Genomic DNA, 14,733 nt, shown 5'->3' on the forward strand with positions numbered 1-14,733 from the left:
CACTGCCTGCGGATAACGGTGCGACAATCGGCCCCCAACCGTCTCACCAGTGCGAATCGCAGCGGCGTCGTGTCTTGCGGAGTTGCGAAGCGCGAGAGTACGGTTCTCATAATCGAAAGGACGATTCTTGATGGCGTCGCGCACGCATGGGGGTACCGCCCGCCCGAAGGGCAGGGGGAGAGCACGATGACCGAAGCCCAGGCGGAGTCATGAAGAACGCCGTCGTGACCGGAGGTGGTTCGGGCATAGGACAGGCCGTGGCGCACCGCCTGCGCGCTGACGGCATGCACGTTGCCGTCATCGATATCAACCCCTCGGACGAAGAGTTCGCCTTCACCGCGGACGTGACCGACCGGGCTCAGGTGGACGAGGCGCTCGACGCGGTGCGGGCCCAACTCGGACCGGTGACGGTTCTGGTGAACGCCGCCGGCATGGAGAAGTTCAAACGCTTCACCGATCTCACATTCGCCGACTGGCAACGCGTGATCGACGTCAACCTCAACGGGGTGTTCCACTGCATCCAGGCGGTGCTGCCCGACATGGTCGAGGCCGGGTGGGGCCGGATCGTCAACATCTCCTCGTCGAGCACCCATTCCGGGCAGCCCTACATGTCGTCATATGTGGCGGCCAAGTCGGCGGTCAACGGGCTGACGAAGTCGCTTGCGCTGGAATACGGGCCCAGCGGCATCACGGTCAACGCGGTGCCTCCGGGATTCATCGACACCCCGATGCTGCGCAAGTCCGAGGAGCGCGGCTACCTGGTGGTGCAACAGAACATCGACACCACCCCGGTGCGCCGGATCGGCAGGCCGGAGGACATCGCGGCCGCATGCGCATTCCTGGTCTCCGAGGAGGCCGGCTACATCACCGGGCAGATCTTGGGCGTCAACGGCGGCCGAAACACATAGCGAGCGAAGACAACAGGAAAGGATCTCGAGTGGGACGCGTACAGGGCAAGGTCGCATTCGTCACCGGTGCGGCGCGTGGGCAGGGGCGTAGCCATGCGGTACGGCTGGCCGAGGAAGGCGCCGACATCATCGCGGTGGACCTCTGCGAGAACATCGACACCATCGGCTACCCGATGGCCACCCCGGAGGATCTCGAGGAGACCGCGGCCTTCATCGAGAAGACCGGTCAGCGCGTGGTCACCGCCAAGGCCGACGTGCGCGAAGCCTCGCAGTTGAAGGCGGCGCTGGAGGACGGAATCTCCCAGCTGGGCGGGCTCGATATCGTCGTCGCACAGGCCGGCGTCGCGGGGATGAAAGGCCAACCGCCCCTTCAGGCTTGGATCGACGTCATCAACACCAACCTGATCGGCACGATCAACGCGATCCAGGTGTCGCTGCTGCACCTCAAAGAGGGCGCGTCGATCATCGCGACCGGATCCACGGCGGCGCTGATGGACACCCATCAGAAGAACGACCCGGGTAACGACCCCGGCGGCATGGCCTACGTGCATTCCAAGCGGGCACTGTCGGCCTACGTGCACGATCTTGCGACCGAGCTCGCACCGCGCGGCATCCGGGCCAACGTCGTGCATCCCACCAACTGCAACACCAACATGCTGCAGAGCGAGCCGATGTACCGCTCTTTCCGGCCCGACCTCGAGAAGCCCGAGCTCAAGGACGCCGAGCCGGTGTTCTACGTCCAGCAGGCCATGAAGGTGCCGTGGATCGAGCCGGAGGACATCAGCAATGCGGTGCTGTGGTTGGCCTCCGACGAAGCGCGCTTCGTCACCGGTGCGCAGTTGCGCGTCGACGCCGGCGGTTACCTGAAGTGGTACGACTACCACAACTAGGCGAAAGGAGTGGCGACAGTGAAGGTTTCGGTTGACGGAACGCGCTGCCAGGGACACACGCTGTGCGCGATGATCGCACCCGATTCGTTCGAACTCGACGATGTCGACGGCCATTCATCGCCGGTGAACGAAGTGGTGCCCACCGATCAGGAGGAGCTGGTGAGGGAGGCGGCGCAGTCATGTCCGGAACAGGCCATCGTCATCGAATGACGCCGCTACCGCCGGCCGCCGAGAACGCAATAGGAGACGCGCCGTGACCATCGAGGATGTCGCGACCGACGACGACCGCAAGAAGAACAGGTACCACTTCGACCGGCACACACCGGAATACCGGCTGCAGTTCGAGAAGATCACCGAGGAGATGCAGTCCCGGTGCCCGATGGCCTGGACGGATACCTACAACGGGCACTGGGTCGCCGCCGACAGCAGGCATGTCTTCGAACTGGCCCGCTGCCCGGCGGTGTCCAATCACCATGACATCACCGGTGAGACGCCGTTTCAGGGCATCACGATCCCGAAGGCCAGCCGTGCCACGGTGGTTCGCGGCGGCATCCTCGAGATGGACGAGCCCGAGCACAGTACCTACCGCGGTGCGCTGAACCCGTACCTGTCTCCCGCCGCGATCAAACGCTGGGAACCCTTCGTCGACGAGATCACCCGTGCGGCCCTCGATGAGCACATCGAAACGGGTCGCATCGACTTCGTCGAACACCTCGCCAACGTGGTGCCCGCCGTCTTCACGCTGGCGATGATGGGTATCGATCTCAAGAAGTGGAACGTCTACAGCGAGCCGACCCACGCCTCGGTGTACACACCCGAACACTCCCCCGAGCGCGAGAAGATCAACGAGCAGCACCGCGAAATGGGGATCGACCTCATCAACAACATGATGGAGATCCGCGAGAATCCGCGCCCCGGGCTGGTGAACGCGTTGGTGCAGTTGCGCATCGACGGCGAACCCGCGCCCGACATGGAGATCCTCGGCAACCTGGGGCTGATCATCGGCGGAGGTTTCGACACCACGACCGCACTGACCGCGCACGCGCTGGAATGGCTCGGCGAGCACCCCGACGAACGGGAACGGCTCAGCCGCGAGCGGGACAAGCTGCTGCACCCGGCCACCGAGGAGTTCCTGCGCTTCTTCACTCCGGCGCCCGGCGACGGCCGGACGTTCTCCGAAGACGTCGAGGTGGAGGGTCAGCGGTTCAAGCAGTACGAGCGGCTCTGGCTGTCGTGGGCAATGGCCAACCGCGATCCGTCGGTGTTCGAGAAACCGAACGAGGTCATTCTCGACCGGAAGGGCAACCGGCACTTCAGCTTCGGCATCGGCGTGCACCGGTGCGTCGGCTCCAACGTGGCGCGCACCGTCTTCAAGTCGATGCTGACCGCCGTGTTGGACCGGATGCCCGACTACGTGTGCGACCCCGAAGGCACCGTGCACTACGACACGATCGGCGTCATCCAGGGTATGCGCAACCTGCCCGCGACGTTCACGCCGAGCAAGCCGCTCGGCCCGGGCCTCGACGAGACGTTGGAGAAGTTGCAGCGCATCTGCGACGACCAGGAGCTGGCGCGGCCGATCACCGAGCGCAAGGAAGCCGCCGTCATCGCCTGATCGGTAGGCGTGGCGCACAGCGAGATGCTTTGATGAGCAGCGGGCCGGGGTATCGGGAGGACCGACGTTGAAGCGCTTGAGGATCTTTGTCGTGGCGGCCGCGCTCCTCATGGCCGCGGGCCTCGTCGTGTCGCCGCCGCCGGCGCAGGCGACGATGACCTGGGGTAACTACGATCTGCTCACCAACAGGTACGACCGAGCTTCGTGGGCGTGGTTCATCCATCCCTGTTGGCCGGACAAGCAGCCCGATTGCGTATATGTCAGCGCGCGGCCGCGGCTGAAGTTCTACGCGTATTACGAAGGTCAGGCCCGGGCGGTCAATGGTCGCTACACCATGACCGTGGACGTGCCCGACGGATTGCGCTGCCCCGGCCAGGTACTTCCCACTCGCGAAACCTACTCGTGGGACGAGGTTTCGCTGGTCGGGACCATCGAGTCGCATTACAACGTCGGCTGTTTCAACGGTCCGCCCGGCATGCAGTTCTGGACGTTCAAGCTGCAACGGCTGTAGCCGCGGCCGCGCTACCACCCGTAGCGCTGCCGAACACCGCGAAACCGATCCCACAGCTGGGTGGCGCGCTGCGCCGGCGTCACCGTCGTGGTGTCCGGTGGCAGCGCCTCGGCCAGGTCGGTCCGCTTGATCAGCCGCGTCGTCAGCGTTGCGGGCTCGCCATCGAGCATGTGCCGGTAGGTCACGTTCCCCCGTTCGAAACCCTGCGTGTCCAACCAGTTGTGATAGCCGGGGTCGTCGTGGCACAGAATGATTCGCACCCGGCCGTCGTCGTCGACGGCGGTGCGGCTGGGCGTGTAGCTCACCGGGCGGTACAGGTAGTCCATGCTGGTGAAGAATGCCCCCATGTTGGTCAGCATCCAGAGCCCGTCGTGGGCGGCGAACTCGATGACCAACGCCTCGTCGGGCGCCAGCCGCCAGTGCATGTTCACCGCGGCGCGGCCTCGCTTCGCGTCCGCGCCCGTCGACGCGATTTCTGGAAACGCGTTGGGCCGGTCGGCGTCGACTCCCCCGTAGGCGAAGGGATATTCGGGCCAGTCGGCCATCATTCCGGTCAGGAAGTCGCCCGCCCAGTCGATCGCCGTCACCATGTCGGCCGTAGTGGGCAGCGGTCGGGGGGAATCCATGTCGACGCGCTCGATGTGCATCCGGGCCGGGCGCTCGTCCCAGCGGTCGAAACCCTGGCGGATGAACAGCTTTCGCGTCCCCGGCGTGGTGGGCAGCCAGTTTCGGTCGCGCCGCGCCCCGCCGATGTAGACGTCGAAGTCTCCGTCGGGCGCCGTGTGCAGTTCCGCGCCGGTCAGGTTCGCCTCGGGCGCATCGCCGAACGGTTCGTGCAACACACCGGGTCCTTCGCGGCGTGGCCCCTGCACGGTGATGTTGAGAAAGCTGGCCGTGCCGCGTTCACCGGTGATGCGGTATGCCGACGTCCCGTCGATCCACGCCTGTTGATAGAGGAAGTCCGCACAGTCGCCACCGAGTTTGCGGCTGGGATGGCAGAACGTGTGGATCATCGGGTATCGCGTGTCCCGGGTCTCCAGTGCCAAGTCGAAGGCCTGGCCCAGATTCTGTGTCAGGAACCGGAATCCGTCGACACGCTGGGCGCCGGACACCGGGTTGTGGTCCTTGAAAACCCGATCCCCCGCCGCCTTCAACCGGTCGCAGAACGACTCCCACGCCGACTTCAGCGCCGCATCATCCGGGCCGTCTCCGAACGCCATCGCCGTCTCCTAGCCGTCGCGTTCTTCCAGCATCGCCGATACCACGGTGCACGCGCGCCGGGACGCCTCCAGGCGGCCCTCCCGCTCGATGCGCGGCCCGATGAGTTCGAGGTCGAAATGGTTGGGATATCCCGCCTCGAGCACCGCGCCGACGAAGCGCTCGATGGGAATGGCGCCGTCACCGGGCACGGCACGCGCGGGCAGGGCGCGGTCGCCGAGCACGTAGTCGCTCAACTGGATCGCCTGCGTTCGCGGTAACGCGCGTTCGAGCAGCGTCGGCAGTTCCGCCTCGGCCCAGCAGTGGAACAGGTCGATGCAGATGCCCAGGCCGGCCATCTCTGCCAGTGTGATGGTGTCGCGCAGGCTGTGGGCGATGTGGATGTCGGCATAGAGACTGGACGCGTTCTCGATCGCCAGCGCCACACCGGCTTGCTCGGCGGCCGCCACACAGGGCGTGACCGCATCGCGGAACCGCTCGGCGGCGGCGGCCCAGTCAAGCCCACCGCGTCCGCCGGTCAGCATGTAGACCACCCGCGTTCCGGCTGCCGCGGCCGTGTCGATGACCCGCAACAGCGAATCACGCGACGAGAACAGGTGATACACCGTTTCGACCGAATACCCGCTCGCGACCATCGGGGCCAGCTCCGGCTCGGCCAACTGCGAGTCGATCAAGCTGAGCCGCCGGACGCCGAGCGCCCGCCAGTGCGACTCCATCTCGCGCAGCGACGCGCCCATGAACGTGACGCTGTGCACCGACACCCGGTCGTCGGTCACCTCAGCCCCGTTTCTCGATTTCGACGCCGAAACGCTCCCGAAATGGCCGGAACTCATCGTGCAAGGCGTCGAGATCTTCGCCGATGTCGGTCAGCAGCGAAGTGGAGTACCGGAACTTTCCGTGCCGATCGCCCGGGTTGGCGGCCAGGTAGGCGCGCATCGCGGTCTCGGCATCCGCGCTCAGCGCCCGGCCTGCGAACTCGTAGTAGCGACGCACGGTGCCGACCTGATCGGCGACGAAGTCGGTGTAGCGCACGTGCAGTATCCGCGGATCGTCCACCAGTGGATTGGTCATCGTGTTGGCGATGCTCTCGCGGGTCAACTGCAGGTGCATCTTCGCGGCGGCCTGCAGATCGACGGGGCCGACGATGCCCTCACCGATGTCGGCCATCATCATCGTGCGCGACGCCGCGACCTGGACCGGGTCCCGATGCAACCAGAGCAATGTCGCGTCGGGATAAACGTCGAAGAACTCTCTCAGCCGGAATCCGTGGAACCCCTTGAGTACCCACCGTTTACGGGGCCGACCGAACTGGAACTGCTGCAGCATCGCCTTGTGGATCCGGTACTGCGCCGACGGGTCGGTGGGCAACCCGCCGACGACGGTCTGCATGGGCACCCGCCACCACGCGGTGGGCGTGAGCACCCGGAAGTCGAACGCCCAGGTCCGTTCGTCCTCGGGCAGGCCGTCGCCGAGCATGTCGTTGTAGGGATGGCTGTGCAACCACTTCGGCAGTTTGGCGTTGATCTCGCGCCAGTCGGCGTCCGCGCGTGCGCGCCGCGGATCGTCGCCCTCGACGGTGCCCGGCGGCGGTGACGGGTACATCACCTCCCAGAACCGCAGCGCGCGGGATTCCGGATCCACCGACATCAGCGCGTGCATCAGCGTGGTGCCCGAGCGCGGTTCGCCGGTGACGAACATCGGCGCCTCGACGACCTCCGCGGCGAGCGGATAGCGGCGTCGGTCGGCGAAGAACTCCAGCCGCGAGGCCAGCAGCCAGTGGCACACCTCGGCGGCCCGCCGCTGACCGTCGGCGTCCATGCCGACCGAATTCAGATGGTCTACCACCAACGAAAACCGCTCGGGGAGTGTCGGATCGCCGTAGTCGTGCAACCCGGTTTCAGCCTCGGCGCGGGCGAGTATCTCCCCGGCGTCGAGATGAGTCATTGCACGTCTCCGCACAGGTTCATCAGCTCGTCCTCCACCTCGCGCACGTTCTGCGCCGACTGCGCGGTGTACCGCAGGCCCGCCATGGCGCCGTAATCCATGACCTTCGGCACGCGCAAGCCCGCGTCGACGTACTCCTTGATGACGCGGGCGAGCTGTTTGGGTGTGCCGTGCGGCACCATCGCCAAGACCATCTCCGGTTGCACGCGGTCGAGGAAGTCGACGATGCGCTCGCGGGTGAGCACCGCGGGATCGATGTCCTGGTATCCGCGCCAACCCTCGCCCATCGGATGCTCGAAGCCCGCCTTGCGCAGCACCTCGGCGGACACCTGCAGCAGGAAGGACTTCACCAGCGGCGCGTCCAGGATCTCGGCGATCGCGGCGTCGTCACGACCCACCAGGCACACCTGGATGAAGCACGGCGTGATCGCCGCCGGGTCGCGGCCAGCCTTGTCGGCGGACAGCCGCACCGCGGCAAGCTTTTCCGCGTAATCCTCCGGTGTCCACGCCCCCGTCGGCCACCATCCGTCCGCGTAGCGCCCGACGATGTCGAGCGTGCGGGGCCCGCTGCCGCCGATCCAGATCGATGGGAAGCGTCCGTCGTACGGTTCGGTGTCCAGACGCGCGTGCCGCAGGCGGTAGAACCGGCCGTCGAAGTCGACGGGACCGTCGCTCTGCCACAGCAGCCGGATGACGCGCAGTGCCTCTTCGAACCTGCTGACGGGTCTGCTGAAGTCGAAGCCGTACGGCACCGTGTTCTCGGTCTCACCGCTACCCAGGCCCAGGATGAAGCGGCCGTTGGCGAGGTGGTCGATGGTCAGCGCGCTCTGCGCCAGCAGTGACGGGTGGCGCCGGACGGTGTCGACGACACTGGTCGCAAGGGGCACGTTACGGGTCATCACCGCAGCGGCGGCCGCAACAGCCATCCCGTCGAGGTGCCGGTGCGGTGACGGCGAAACGCTTGCCAGATCGGTGAATTCGGGTGTCCAGATGGAGTCGGGCCAGAAGCTGACCATGTGGTCGGGCAGCCAGATCGAGTGGTAGCGGCCGCTGTCGAGCGTTTCGAGGTTCGACAGGTCCAGCGGCAGCGTGGTGCGCAGGTACGCGGCGGGCTGGACTTTCATTCGACGGCCCCTCCTTGCGCCGAACGTGGGTTACCGTCACGCGGAACCGCCGGATGGCGTGACACGATCCCACACTCGCGGGTCATAGCCGGCCGATCTCAGCCAGGAACGTCTGGGTGTGGGCGATGCGACCGGTCAGCGTCTTCGGGTCGCCGGTGCACAACTGGAACGCGGTTTCGGTGATCAGCGAGATGTCTTCGGTGTCGGTCTTGGCGAGGTCGAGCGCGCCCGCGCCCTCGGTGGCGACCGGATTGCTTGGCGCGGCGGCGTTGACCGCGATTCCGTCGTCGTACAGTTCGGCGGCAAGGCTTTTGGTCAGCCGGTTCAGCGCGGCCTTGACCGTCCCGTATACGCCGAAACCGGCGGTGCGGTCGAACTCGGAGAACGGCGGACCGGTGGGCAGGTCGCCGCCGACAGACGTCACGTTGAGCACCCAGCCGCGGCCGCGCGCACGCATGGCCGGAATGGCCAACTGCGTCAGGTGCAGCGGGGCCATCACGTGCATCTCGGTCATGAGGCGGACCCGCCGCTCGGGAAACGAGTCCAGCGGTCGCAAGAAGGTGACCGCCGCGTTGTTGACCAGAATGTCGGGGGCTCCGACCTTTTCGACCACCTCGGCGAACAGCCGCTCGCGCTCGTCGCTTTGGGACAGGTCGGCGGCCACCGTGACCGCCGTCCCGCCCTCGGTCTCGATCTCGGCCAGTGTCTCGCTGAGGGAGCCTTGGTATTTCGGGTCCGGCTCGAGTGTGCGGGCCGTCAACGCGACGGTCGCGCCCTCGGCGGCGAGCCGCATCGCGATGGCCTTACCCAGCCCTCGGCTGGTGCCGGTCACCAGCGCGACCTTGCCGTCACAGGACATCGAGAGCCCTCCCAGTCAGTTCCGCGGGATACCCGCGAGCTTGTCGGCGAACTTGGCTTCGGCGGCTGCCCGCAACCGCAACAGGTGCTCGGACGGAAACGCGTCAGGCGCCGGCGCGACGTCTTTGAGCAGCAGCCGCGCCAACGTCACCTTGTGGACCTCGGTCGGCCCGTCGGCCAGACCGAGCACGAACGACTCCGTCAGGTACTGCACGAACGGCATCTCGTGCGACGTGCCCAGCGAGCCGTGCAACTGCAGCGCCCGTGCCGACACGTCGTGTAACACCTTCTGCATCATCGCCTTGACCGCCGAAATGTCCGCGCGCACGGCCTTGTAGTCGTTGTATTTGTCGATCTTCCACGCGGTCTGCAGGGTCAGCAGCCGAAACGCCTCGATCTCCATCCACGAGTCGGCGATCATCTCCTGAACCATCTGCTTGTCGGCCAGCACAGAGCCTTGGGTATAGCGCGACACCGCGCGCTCGGTGAGCATGTCGAAGATCCGCCGCACCAGACCGACCGTTCGCATGCCGTGATGGATGCGTCCGCCGCCGAGCCTGGTCTGCGCGACGACGAAGGCGCCGCCGCGCGGTCCCAGCATGTGATCGTCGGGTACGCGGACGTTCTCGTAGCGGACATACCCTTCGCGCCCGCCACCGCCGAGCGGTTGGTAACCGAGCCCGACGTCGCGCAGCACGTTGACACCCGGAGTGCCGCCGGGCACCACGAACATCGAATACCGCTGATAGGGCGGCGCATCCGGGTCGGTCATGGCCATGACGATGATGAACGACGCCATCGACGCGAATGACGAATACCACTTCTCGCCGTTGATCACCCAATGTTCGCCGTCCTGAACCGCGGTGGTGGTGAACACTTTCGGGTCGGCACCGCCGTGGGGTTCGGTCATCGAGAAGCACGACACGATCCGGTTGTCCAGCAGCGGCTCCAGATACCGCTGCTTGAGTTCGGGTGTTCCGTAGTGCGCCAGAATCTCACTGTTGCCGGAATCGGGTGCCTGCGAGCCGAACACGATCGGCGCGCACTCGGATCGGCCGAGGATCTCGTTGAGCAGCGCCAGTTTGACCTGACCGTAGCCGGGCCCGCCGAGATGCGGCCCCAGGTGGGTGGCCCACAGCCCCCGCTCTTTGACGATCTCCTGCAGCGGCGGGATCAGTGCCTGGCGCACGGGGTCATTGAGGTCGTGCGACTCCTTGACGATGTAGTCGATCGGTTCGCACTCCTCGCGCACGAACTCCTCGACCCACGCCAGCTGCTCCGCCCACTCTGGGTCCGTCGAGAAGTCCCACGCCACAGGTCGTCCTTTCGTGCGTCAGGTGTCTGACCACGTGCGCCGCCGCTGCGCCGCCTCGTCGGTGGCGTGGCTGAGCACCTGGTTGCGGTTCTCCAGTTCGAGCGCGGCGTCCAGCGGCGCGTCGGTGTTGGCCTGCAGCGCGCGCTTGGTCAGCTGCACGCCCAGCGGCGAGAGGCCCGCAATCGTCGTGGCCAGTTCGACTGCTCGCTCGATGAGCCGGTCCGCTTCGACGAGCTCGCTGACCAGTCCGCGGCGGTCGGCTTCCTCGGCGCTCACGGTGCGCCCGGACAACATCCAGTCGGCCGCGACGCTGGTCCCGACGATCCTGGGCAGGTGGTAGCTCATCCCCATCTCGGCGCCGGACAGGCCGAGCAGAATCGCGGCGTTGCCGAATGTCGCTGCGGTCGAACAGATGCGGATGTCGGCGGCCAGGCACAAGGCCAACCCGGCTCCGACACACGGGCCGTTCACCGCCGCGATCACCGGCTGCGGCAGCGCGCGGATCGCCTGCGGCAGCGCAGCCATCGCCTCCTGAAAACGCATCCGGTCGATCGCCGGCGCCGACGCCTCGGGCACCCCGGGGCCGAACCTCCGCACGTCGATACCGGAGCAGAACCCGCGCCCGGCGCCGGTCAACACCACCGAATGCACCGCCGTGTCCGCGGCGATCCCGTCGAGCGTCCGTGCGAGCTCGTCGCGCATGACTTCGTTGATCGCGTTGAGCTGGTTGGGCCGGTTCAGTTGCAGGACAACGATGCCGGGCTTCGACCGGTCGATATCCAGCGTCTCGGTCACCGTCGTCAGCGCCGTGGCAGCCCGAGCACCTGGGTGGCGATGATGTTGCGCTGGATCTCCGAGGTGCCTCCGGCGATGGTGCCGCCGAAACTGCGGGCGTAGCGCTCGAACCAGCTCGCGAAGTAGTGGTCGAGGTTCATGTGCTCGTAGGGCCCGGAGGTCGACGGATGGATCAGCCCGTCGGCGCCGGCGGCGGCCAACGCGTTCTCCATCGCCTGGCGTTCGGCCTCGGAGCCAAAGAGTTTCAGCACCGACACCGAGGCGGTGTCCATCTCGCCGCGCGCGGCGCGCGCCAACGCCGCCGAGCCCATTGCCCGTAGCGCCTGGTAGTCCATGATCGTGGTGGCGTATTGGTCGCGCTGCAGTTCGGTGTGCGGCCGGAAGTCGGCGATCATGTTGTCGATCCGGTCGGCGAAACCGAGCCACATCATCGTGCGCTCGTGGCCGAGTGACCCGTTGGCGACACCCCAGCCGCCATTCAGCGGTCCGACGAGGTTCTCGGCGGGTACGCGGGCGTCGGTGAAGAACACCTCGTTGAAGTCGAGGTTGTCCTGTCCGGTCATGTCGGCGAACGGGCGGCACACCACACCGGGTGTGTCCGTTGGGATGATGAGCGCGCTGATGCCCTTGTGCTTGGGCGCATCGGGGTCGGTGCGCACGAAGGTCAGCAGGAAGTCGGCGTCGTGCGCGCCGGACGTCCACACCTTCTGGCCGTTGACCACGAAATGGTCGCCCTCCAGAACCGCACGGGTGCGCAGCGAGGCGAGGTCGGAGCCCGCGCTCGGTTCGCTCATCCCCAGTGACGCGGTGATCTCGGCCTTGAGCACTGGCACCGCCCAACGGTGCTTCTGCTCATCCGAGCCGAACGAGATCAACGACGCCGCAATGATGTTGACGCCTTGCGGGTTGAAGCTGTGGTAGATGCGCCGACGGCACAGCTCGTCGAGGTGGACGAACTGCTGAACGACGGTGGCATTGCGCCCGCCGAACTCCGGGGGCTGCGCCGGCAGCAGCCAACCGTTGTCGAACAGCAGGCGCTGCCAGTCGCGCGCCCACTGCGGCATGTGCGACACCGACCGCGGCCGCTCCAACGTCTGCGCCTCGGAGGGCAGATGCTCGTCGAGAAAGGCCGCGAATTCGGCGCGGAACTCCTCGACATCGGAATCAAAAGTCAGCTGCACCGTTACTCCTGTATTCCTCCGCGATCACCGCGCGATGCTCGGCGGCGCCGCCGAGCAGCAGCTCGCCGGCCTTGGCCCGCTTCAGCGCGAACTGAAGGTCGTTCTCCCACGTGAAACCCATGGCGCCGAACAGCTGAAGGCCGTGTCGGAACACCAGCGCCTGCGCCTCCCCCGCCGACGCCTTGGCCATCGCCGCGGCCAACCGGCGACGCGGATCGTCGGCCGCGATCGTCAGCGCCGCGAAGTACGACAGCGCCCGCGCACGTTCGGTCGCGACGTGCATGTCGACGGCCTTGTGCTGCACCGCCTGAAACGAACCGATCGCGACGCCGAACTGCTGGCGCTGCTTGGCGTGTTCGAGCACCAGGTCGAGGATGCGTTGGCACGCGCCGACCGTGGTGATGGCCATCCCGGTCAGCGCGACGTGGCGGGCGCGTTCGGCGTCCACTCGCACCCGGTCCGTGTCGGGCACCCGGGCGTCGACGAACGACACCTCGGCGACGTGCAACACCGGATCGAAGACCGGGCTACGGCGTGAAGTGGCCCGCTCGGCGTCGACGACGAACACCCCGGCCTCGGTCACGACGGCGAACCGCTCGGCGCGGTCACCGTCGAGGACGTGCCGGGCCGTACCGTTGAGCACCCAGCCGTCGGCGACCCGGTGCGCGGCGACGCCGTCGTACACCGCCGTGCCGGCTTGTTGGGGATCGAAACGCTCCCCGGCCAACGGCGCGAACTGCGTCAGGGTGGCCAGGAACGGTGTCGGGTCGGTGGCACGGCCCAGCTCCTCGAGCACGATCGCCAGTTCGACCGCGTTCTCCGGATCGGCCAACTCGGTCCAGCCGGCGTCGACGTAGGTCTTCCACAGCGGGGTCGGGTCGACCCCGTTCTCGGCGATGCCACGCACCAGCGAGGCCGGGCACTGCTTGGTGACCGCGTCGCGCACGGTCTCCTGCCAGAGTCGCTGATCGGCGTCGAACTCCAGTAACACCAAGCCTCCCGGGGACCTCAGAGATGTGCAGCGCGTCCCGGCGAGAATAACATTCTCCTATGGCGTCGTAACCGTTCTCCCGATTTGACTACCCCGTTTCGTGGCCTGCGTGTCGTGCAGCTGACCAGCGCGCACCCTGACCTGCGCAAAAGTAAGCGATTCGTTGAGAACTAGATTCTTGCGATTGAAGAACAACGCTTTACACTGGAGGTGTCCGGCGTTTCGCGCGCTGCTCTCCTGCGCGCGCCGACCGCCGGATGACATCGGAGGACAGCCTTGGTGATGCAACACCCGGACGGGAGTTCGACGCCCGTCGACACGCCGCTCATCGACGCCAGCGTGCACATCTTCAGCAAGTCGAACAAAGACCTGCGCAGCTTCATGCGCGAGCCGTTCAAGAGCCGCGGATTCCCCGACTACGAGATGGACTGGTACGGCGCGCCCGGCGGCGAGTACGCACCCGAAACCGAGCGCGAACGCATGTATCCGGGGTCGGACCCCGACTTCGTCGGCCGGCAGCTGTTCGAGGAACGTGGCGTCGATGTCGCTGTCCTGCACCCGATGACGCGCGGCATCATGCCGGATCGCCATCTCGGCACCGCGATCGCCGCGGCACACAACGAGCTGATGGTCACGCGTTGGCTCGATGACAATCCGTACGCCGACCGGTTCCGCGGCACCATCCGCGTCAACCCCGACGACATCACCGGTGCGCTGCGGGAGATCGCCAAGTACGCCGACCATCCGCGGGTGGTGCAGATCGGTGTCCCGCTGCAGTCCCGGGAGCTGTACGGCAAGCCGCAGTTCTGGCCGCTGTGGGAGGCCGCAGTCGAAGCGAACCTGCCGGTTGCGGTGCACATCGAGGTGGGCGCCGGTATCCAGTTCGCGCCGACACCGTCCGGGGTGCCCAGGACATACGAGAACTACGTCAGCTTCATGGCGCTGAATTACCTGTACCACCTGATGAATCTCATCGTCGAAGGGGTATTCGAAAGGATGCCGACGTTGAAGTTCGTGTGGGCCGACGGGGCGGCCGACCTGATGACCCCGTTCATGTGGCGGATGGACTGCTTCGGCCGGCCACACCTCGAGCAGACGCCGTGGGCGCCACGGATGCCCAGCGATTACCTGCCGGGCCACACGTATTTCGTGCAGGGGGCGATGGACGGCCCCGGCGACGTGGACTATGCCGGGGAATGGCTGGGTTTCACCGGCAAGGACGACATGGTTCTGTACGGGTCGAGCTATCCCCACTGGCAGCTCAACGATCTAACGGTCCCCGCCGCGTACTCCGCCGAACAGCGCGACAAGCTCTGCTGGCGCAATGCCGCGGAGCTGTACGGCATAGACGTCGGCGCATCTGTGAGCGCACAGTGATAGGAA

The 14,733-nt window shown here is 66.5% G+C and carries 15 protein-coding genes; 6 read left to right on the top strand and 9 right to left on the bottom strand.

The window, feature by feature from the left end; translation table 11 throughout:
• Window positions 1–209 precede the first annotated feature (209 nt).
• The 5 genes from AU187_RS06440 to AU187_RS06460 all read left to right on the top strand — a co-directional run bounded on the left by AU187_RS06440 (window position 210) and on the right by AU187_RS06460 (window position 3,924).
• Complete coding sequence (locus tag AU187_RS06440) at window positions 210–908, top strand: SDR family NAD(P)-dependent oxidoreductase (RefSeq protein WP_059101927.1); 699 nt, start codon at window positions 210–212, stop codon at window positions 906–908.
• 29 nt (window positions 909–937) lie between these two features.
• Window positions 938–1,798: a mycofactocin-coupled SDR family oxidoreductase gene (locus AU187_RS06445; protein ID WP_059101928.1), complete on the top strand. Its 861-nt coding sequence runs from the start codon at window positions 938–940 to the stop codon at window positions 1,796–1,798.
• An 18-nt stretch (window positions 1,799–1,816) separates the two neighbouring features.
• The gene (locus tag AU187_RS06450; RefSeq protein WP_059102098.1) at window positions 1,817–2,008 is read left to right on the top strand and encodes a ferredoxin; all 192 of its coding nucleotides are present in this window, start codon (window positions 1,817–1,819) and stop codon (window positions 2,006–2,008) included.
• Window positions 2,009–2,051: 43 nt separating this feature from the next.
• On the top strand, window positions 2,052–3,413 hold the full coding sequence (locus AU187_RS06455; RefSeq protein ID WP_059101929.1) for a cytochrome P450: 1,362 nt from the start codon (window positions 2,052–2,054) through the stop codon (window positions 3,411–3,413).
• 67 nt (window positions 3,414–3,480) lie between these two features.
• On the top strand, window positions 3,481–3,924 hold the full coding sequence (locus AU187_RS06460; protein WP_059101930.1) for a hypothetical protein: 444 nt from the start codon (window positions 3,481–3,483) through the stop codon (window positions 3,922–3,924).
• A gap of 11 nt (window positions 3,925–3,935) precedes the next feature.
• Here the strand turns inward: AU187_RS06460 and AU187_RS06465 are convergent, their stop codons facing one another.
• From AU187_RS06465 to AU187_RS06505, 9 genes are all read right to left on the bottom strand, one after another.
• The gene (locus tag AU187_RS06465; protein WP_059101931.1) at window positions 3,936–5,144 is read right to left on the bottom strand and encodes a DUF1214 domain-containing protein; all 1,209 of its coding nucleotides are present in this window, start codon (window positions 5,142–5,144) and stop codon (window positions 3,936–3,938) included.
• Between the two features lie 9 nt (window positions 5,145–5,153).
• Window positions 5,154–5,879 carry a sugar phosphate isomerase/epimerase family protein gene (locus AU187_RS06470; RefSeq protein WP_059102099.1) on the bottom strand — a complete coding sequence of 242 codons (726 nt, stop codon included), beginning with the start codon at window positions 5,877–5,879 and terminating at the stop codon, window positions 5,154–5,156.
• 40 nt (window positions 5,880–5,919) lie between these two features.
• Window positions 5,920–7,086, bottom strand: a complete 1,167-nt coding sequence (locus AU187_RS06475; RefSeq protein WP_059101932.1) for a sulfotransferase family protein — start codon at window positions 7,084–7,086, stop codon at window positions 5,920–5,922.
• A complete protein-coding gene (locus AU187_RS06480) occupies window positions 7,083–8,210 on the bottom strand; it encodes an LLM class flavin-dependent oxidoreductase (RefSeq protein ID WP_059101933.1) in 1,128 nt (375 codons plus the stop codon). The genes AU187_RS06475 and AU187_RS06480 overlap by 4 nt, the downstream gene beginning before the upstream one ends.
• A gap of 82 nt (window positions 8,211–8,292) precedes the next feature.
• Window positions 8,293–9,069, bottom strand: coding sequence for an SDR family NAD(P)-dependent oxidoreductase (locus AU187_RS06485; protein WP_059166397.1), 777 nt, complete (start codon window positions 9,067–9,069; stop codon window positions 8,293–8,295).
• Between the two features lie 15 nt (window positions 9,070–9,084).
• Window positions 9,085–10,383 (bottom strand): acyl-CoA dehydrogenase family protein, encoded by a 1,299-nt coding sequence (locus AU187_RS06490; protein ID WP_059101935.1) that lies wholly within the window; start codon window positions 10,381–10,383, stop codon window positions 9,085–9,087.
• A gap of 18 nt (window positions 10,384–10,401) precedes the next feature.
• On the bottom strand, window positions 10,402–11,178 hold the full coding sequence (locus AU187_RS06495; protein WP_059101936.1) for an enoyl-CoA hydratase/isomerase family protein: 777 nt from the start codon (window positions 11,176–11,178) through the stop codon (window positions 10,402–10,404).
• Between the two features lie 5 nt (window positions 11,179–11,183).
• A complete protein-coding gene (locus AU187_RS06500; RefSeq protein WP_059101937.1) occupies window positions 11,184–12,359 on the bottom strand; it encodes an acyl-CoA dehydrogenase family protein in 1,176 nt (391 codons plus the stop codon).
• Window positions 12,343–13,350: an acyl-CoA dehydrogenase family protein gene (locus AU187_RS06505; RefSeq protein WP_059101938.1), complete on the bottom strand. Its 1,008-nt coding sequence runs from the start codon at window positions 13,348–13,350 to the stop codon at window positions 12,343–12,345. Before AU187_RS06505 ends, AU187_RS06500 begins: the two co-directional genes overlap by 17 nt.
• Window positions 13,351–13,632: 282 nt before the next feature.
• On the opposite strand from AU187_RS06505, the gene AU187_RS06510 reads away from it, so the two are divergent.
• The gene (locus AU187_RS06510) at window positions 13,633–14,727 is read left to right on the top strand and encodes an amidohydrolase family protein (RefSeq protein WP_172800179.1); all 1,095 of its coding nucleotides are present in this window, start codon (window positions 13,633–13,635) and stop codon (window positions 14,725–14,727) included.
• Window positions 14,728–14,733 lie beyond the last annotated feature (6 nt).

It is taken from the genome of Mycobacterium sp. IS-1556, from assembly GCF_001499985.1.
Taxonomy (GTDB): domain Bacteria; phylum Actinomycetota; class Actinomycetes; order Mycobacteriales; family Mycobacteriaceae; genus Mycobacterium.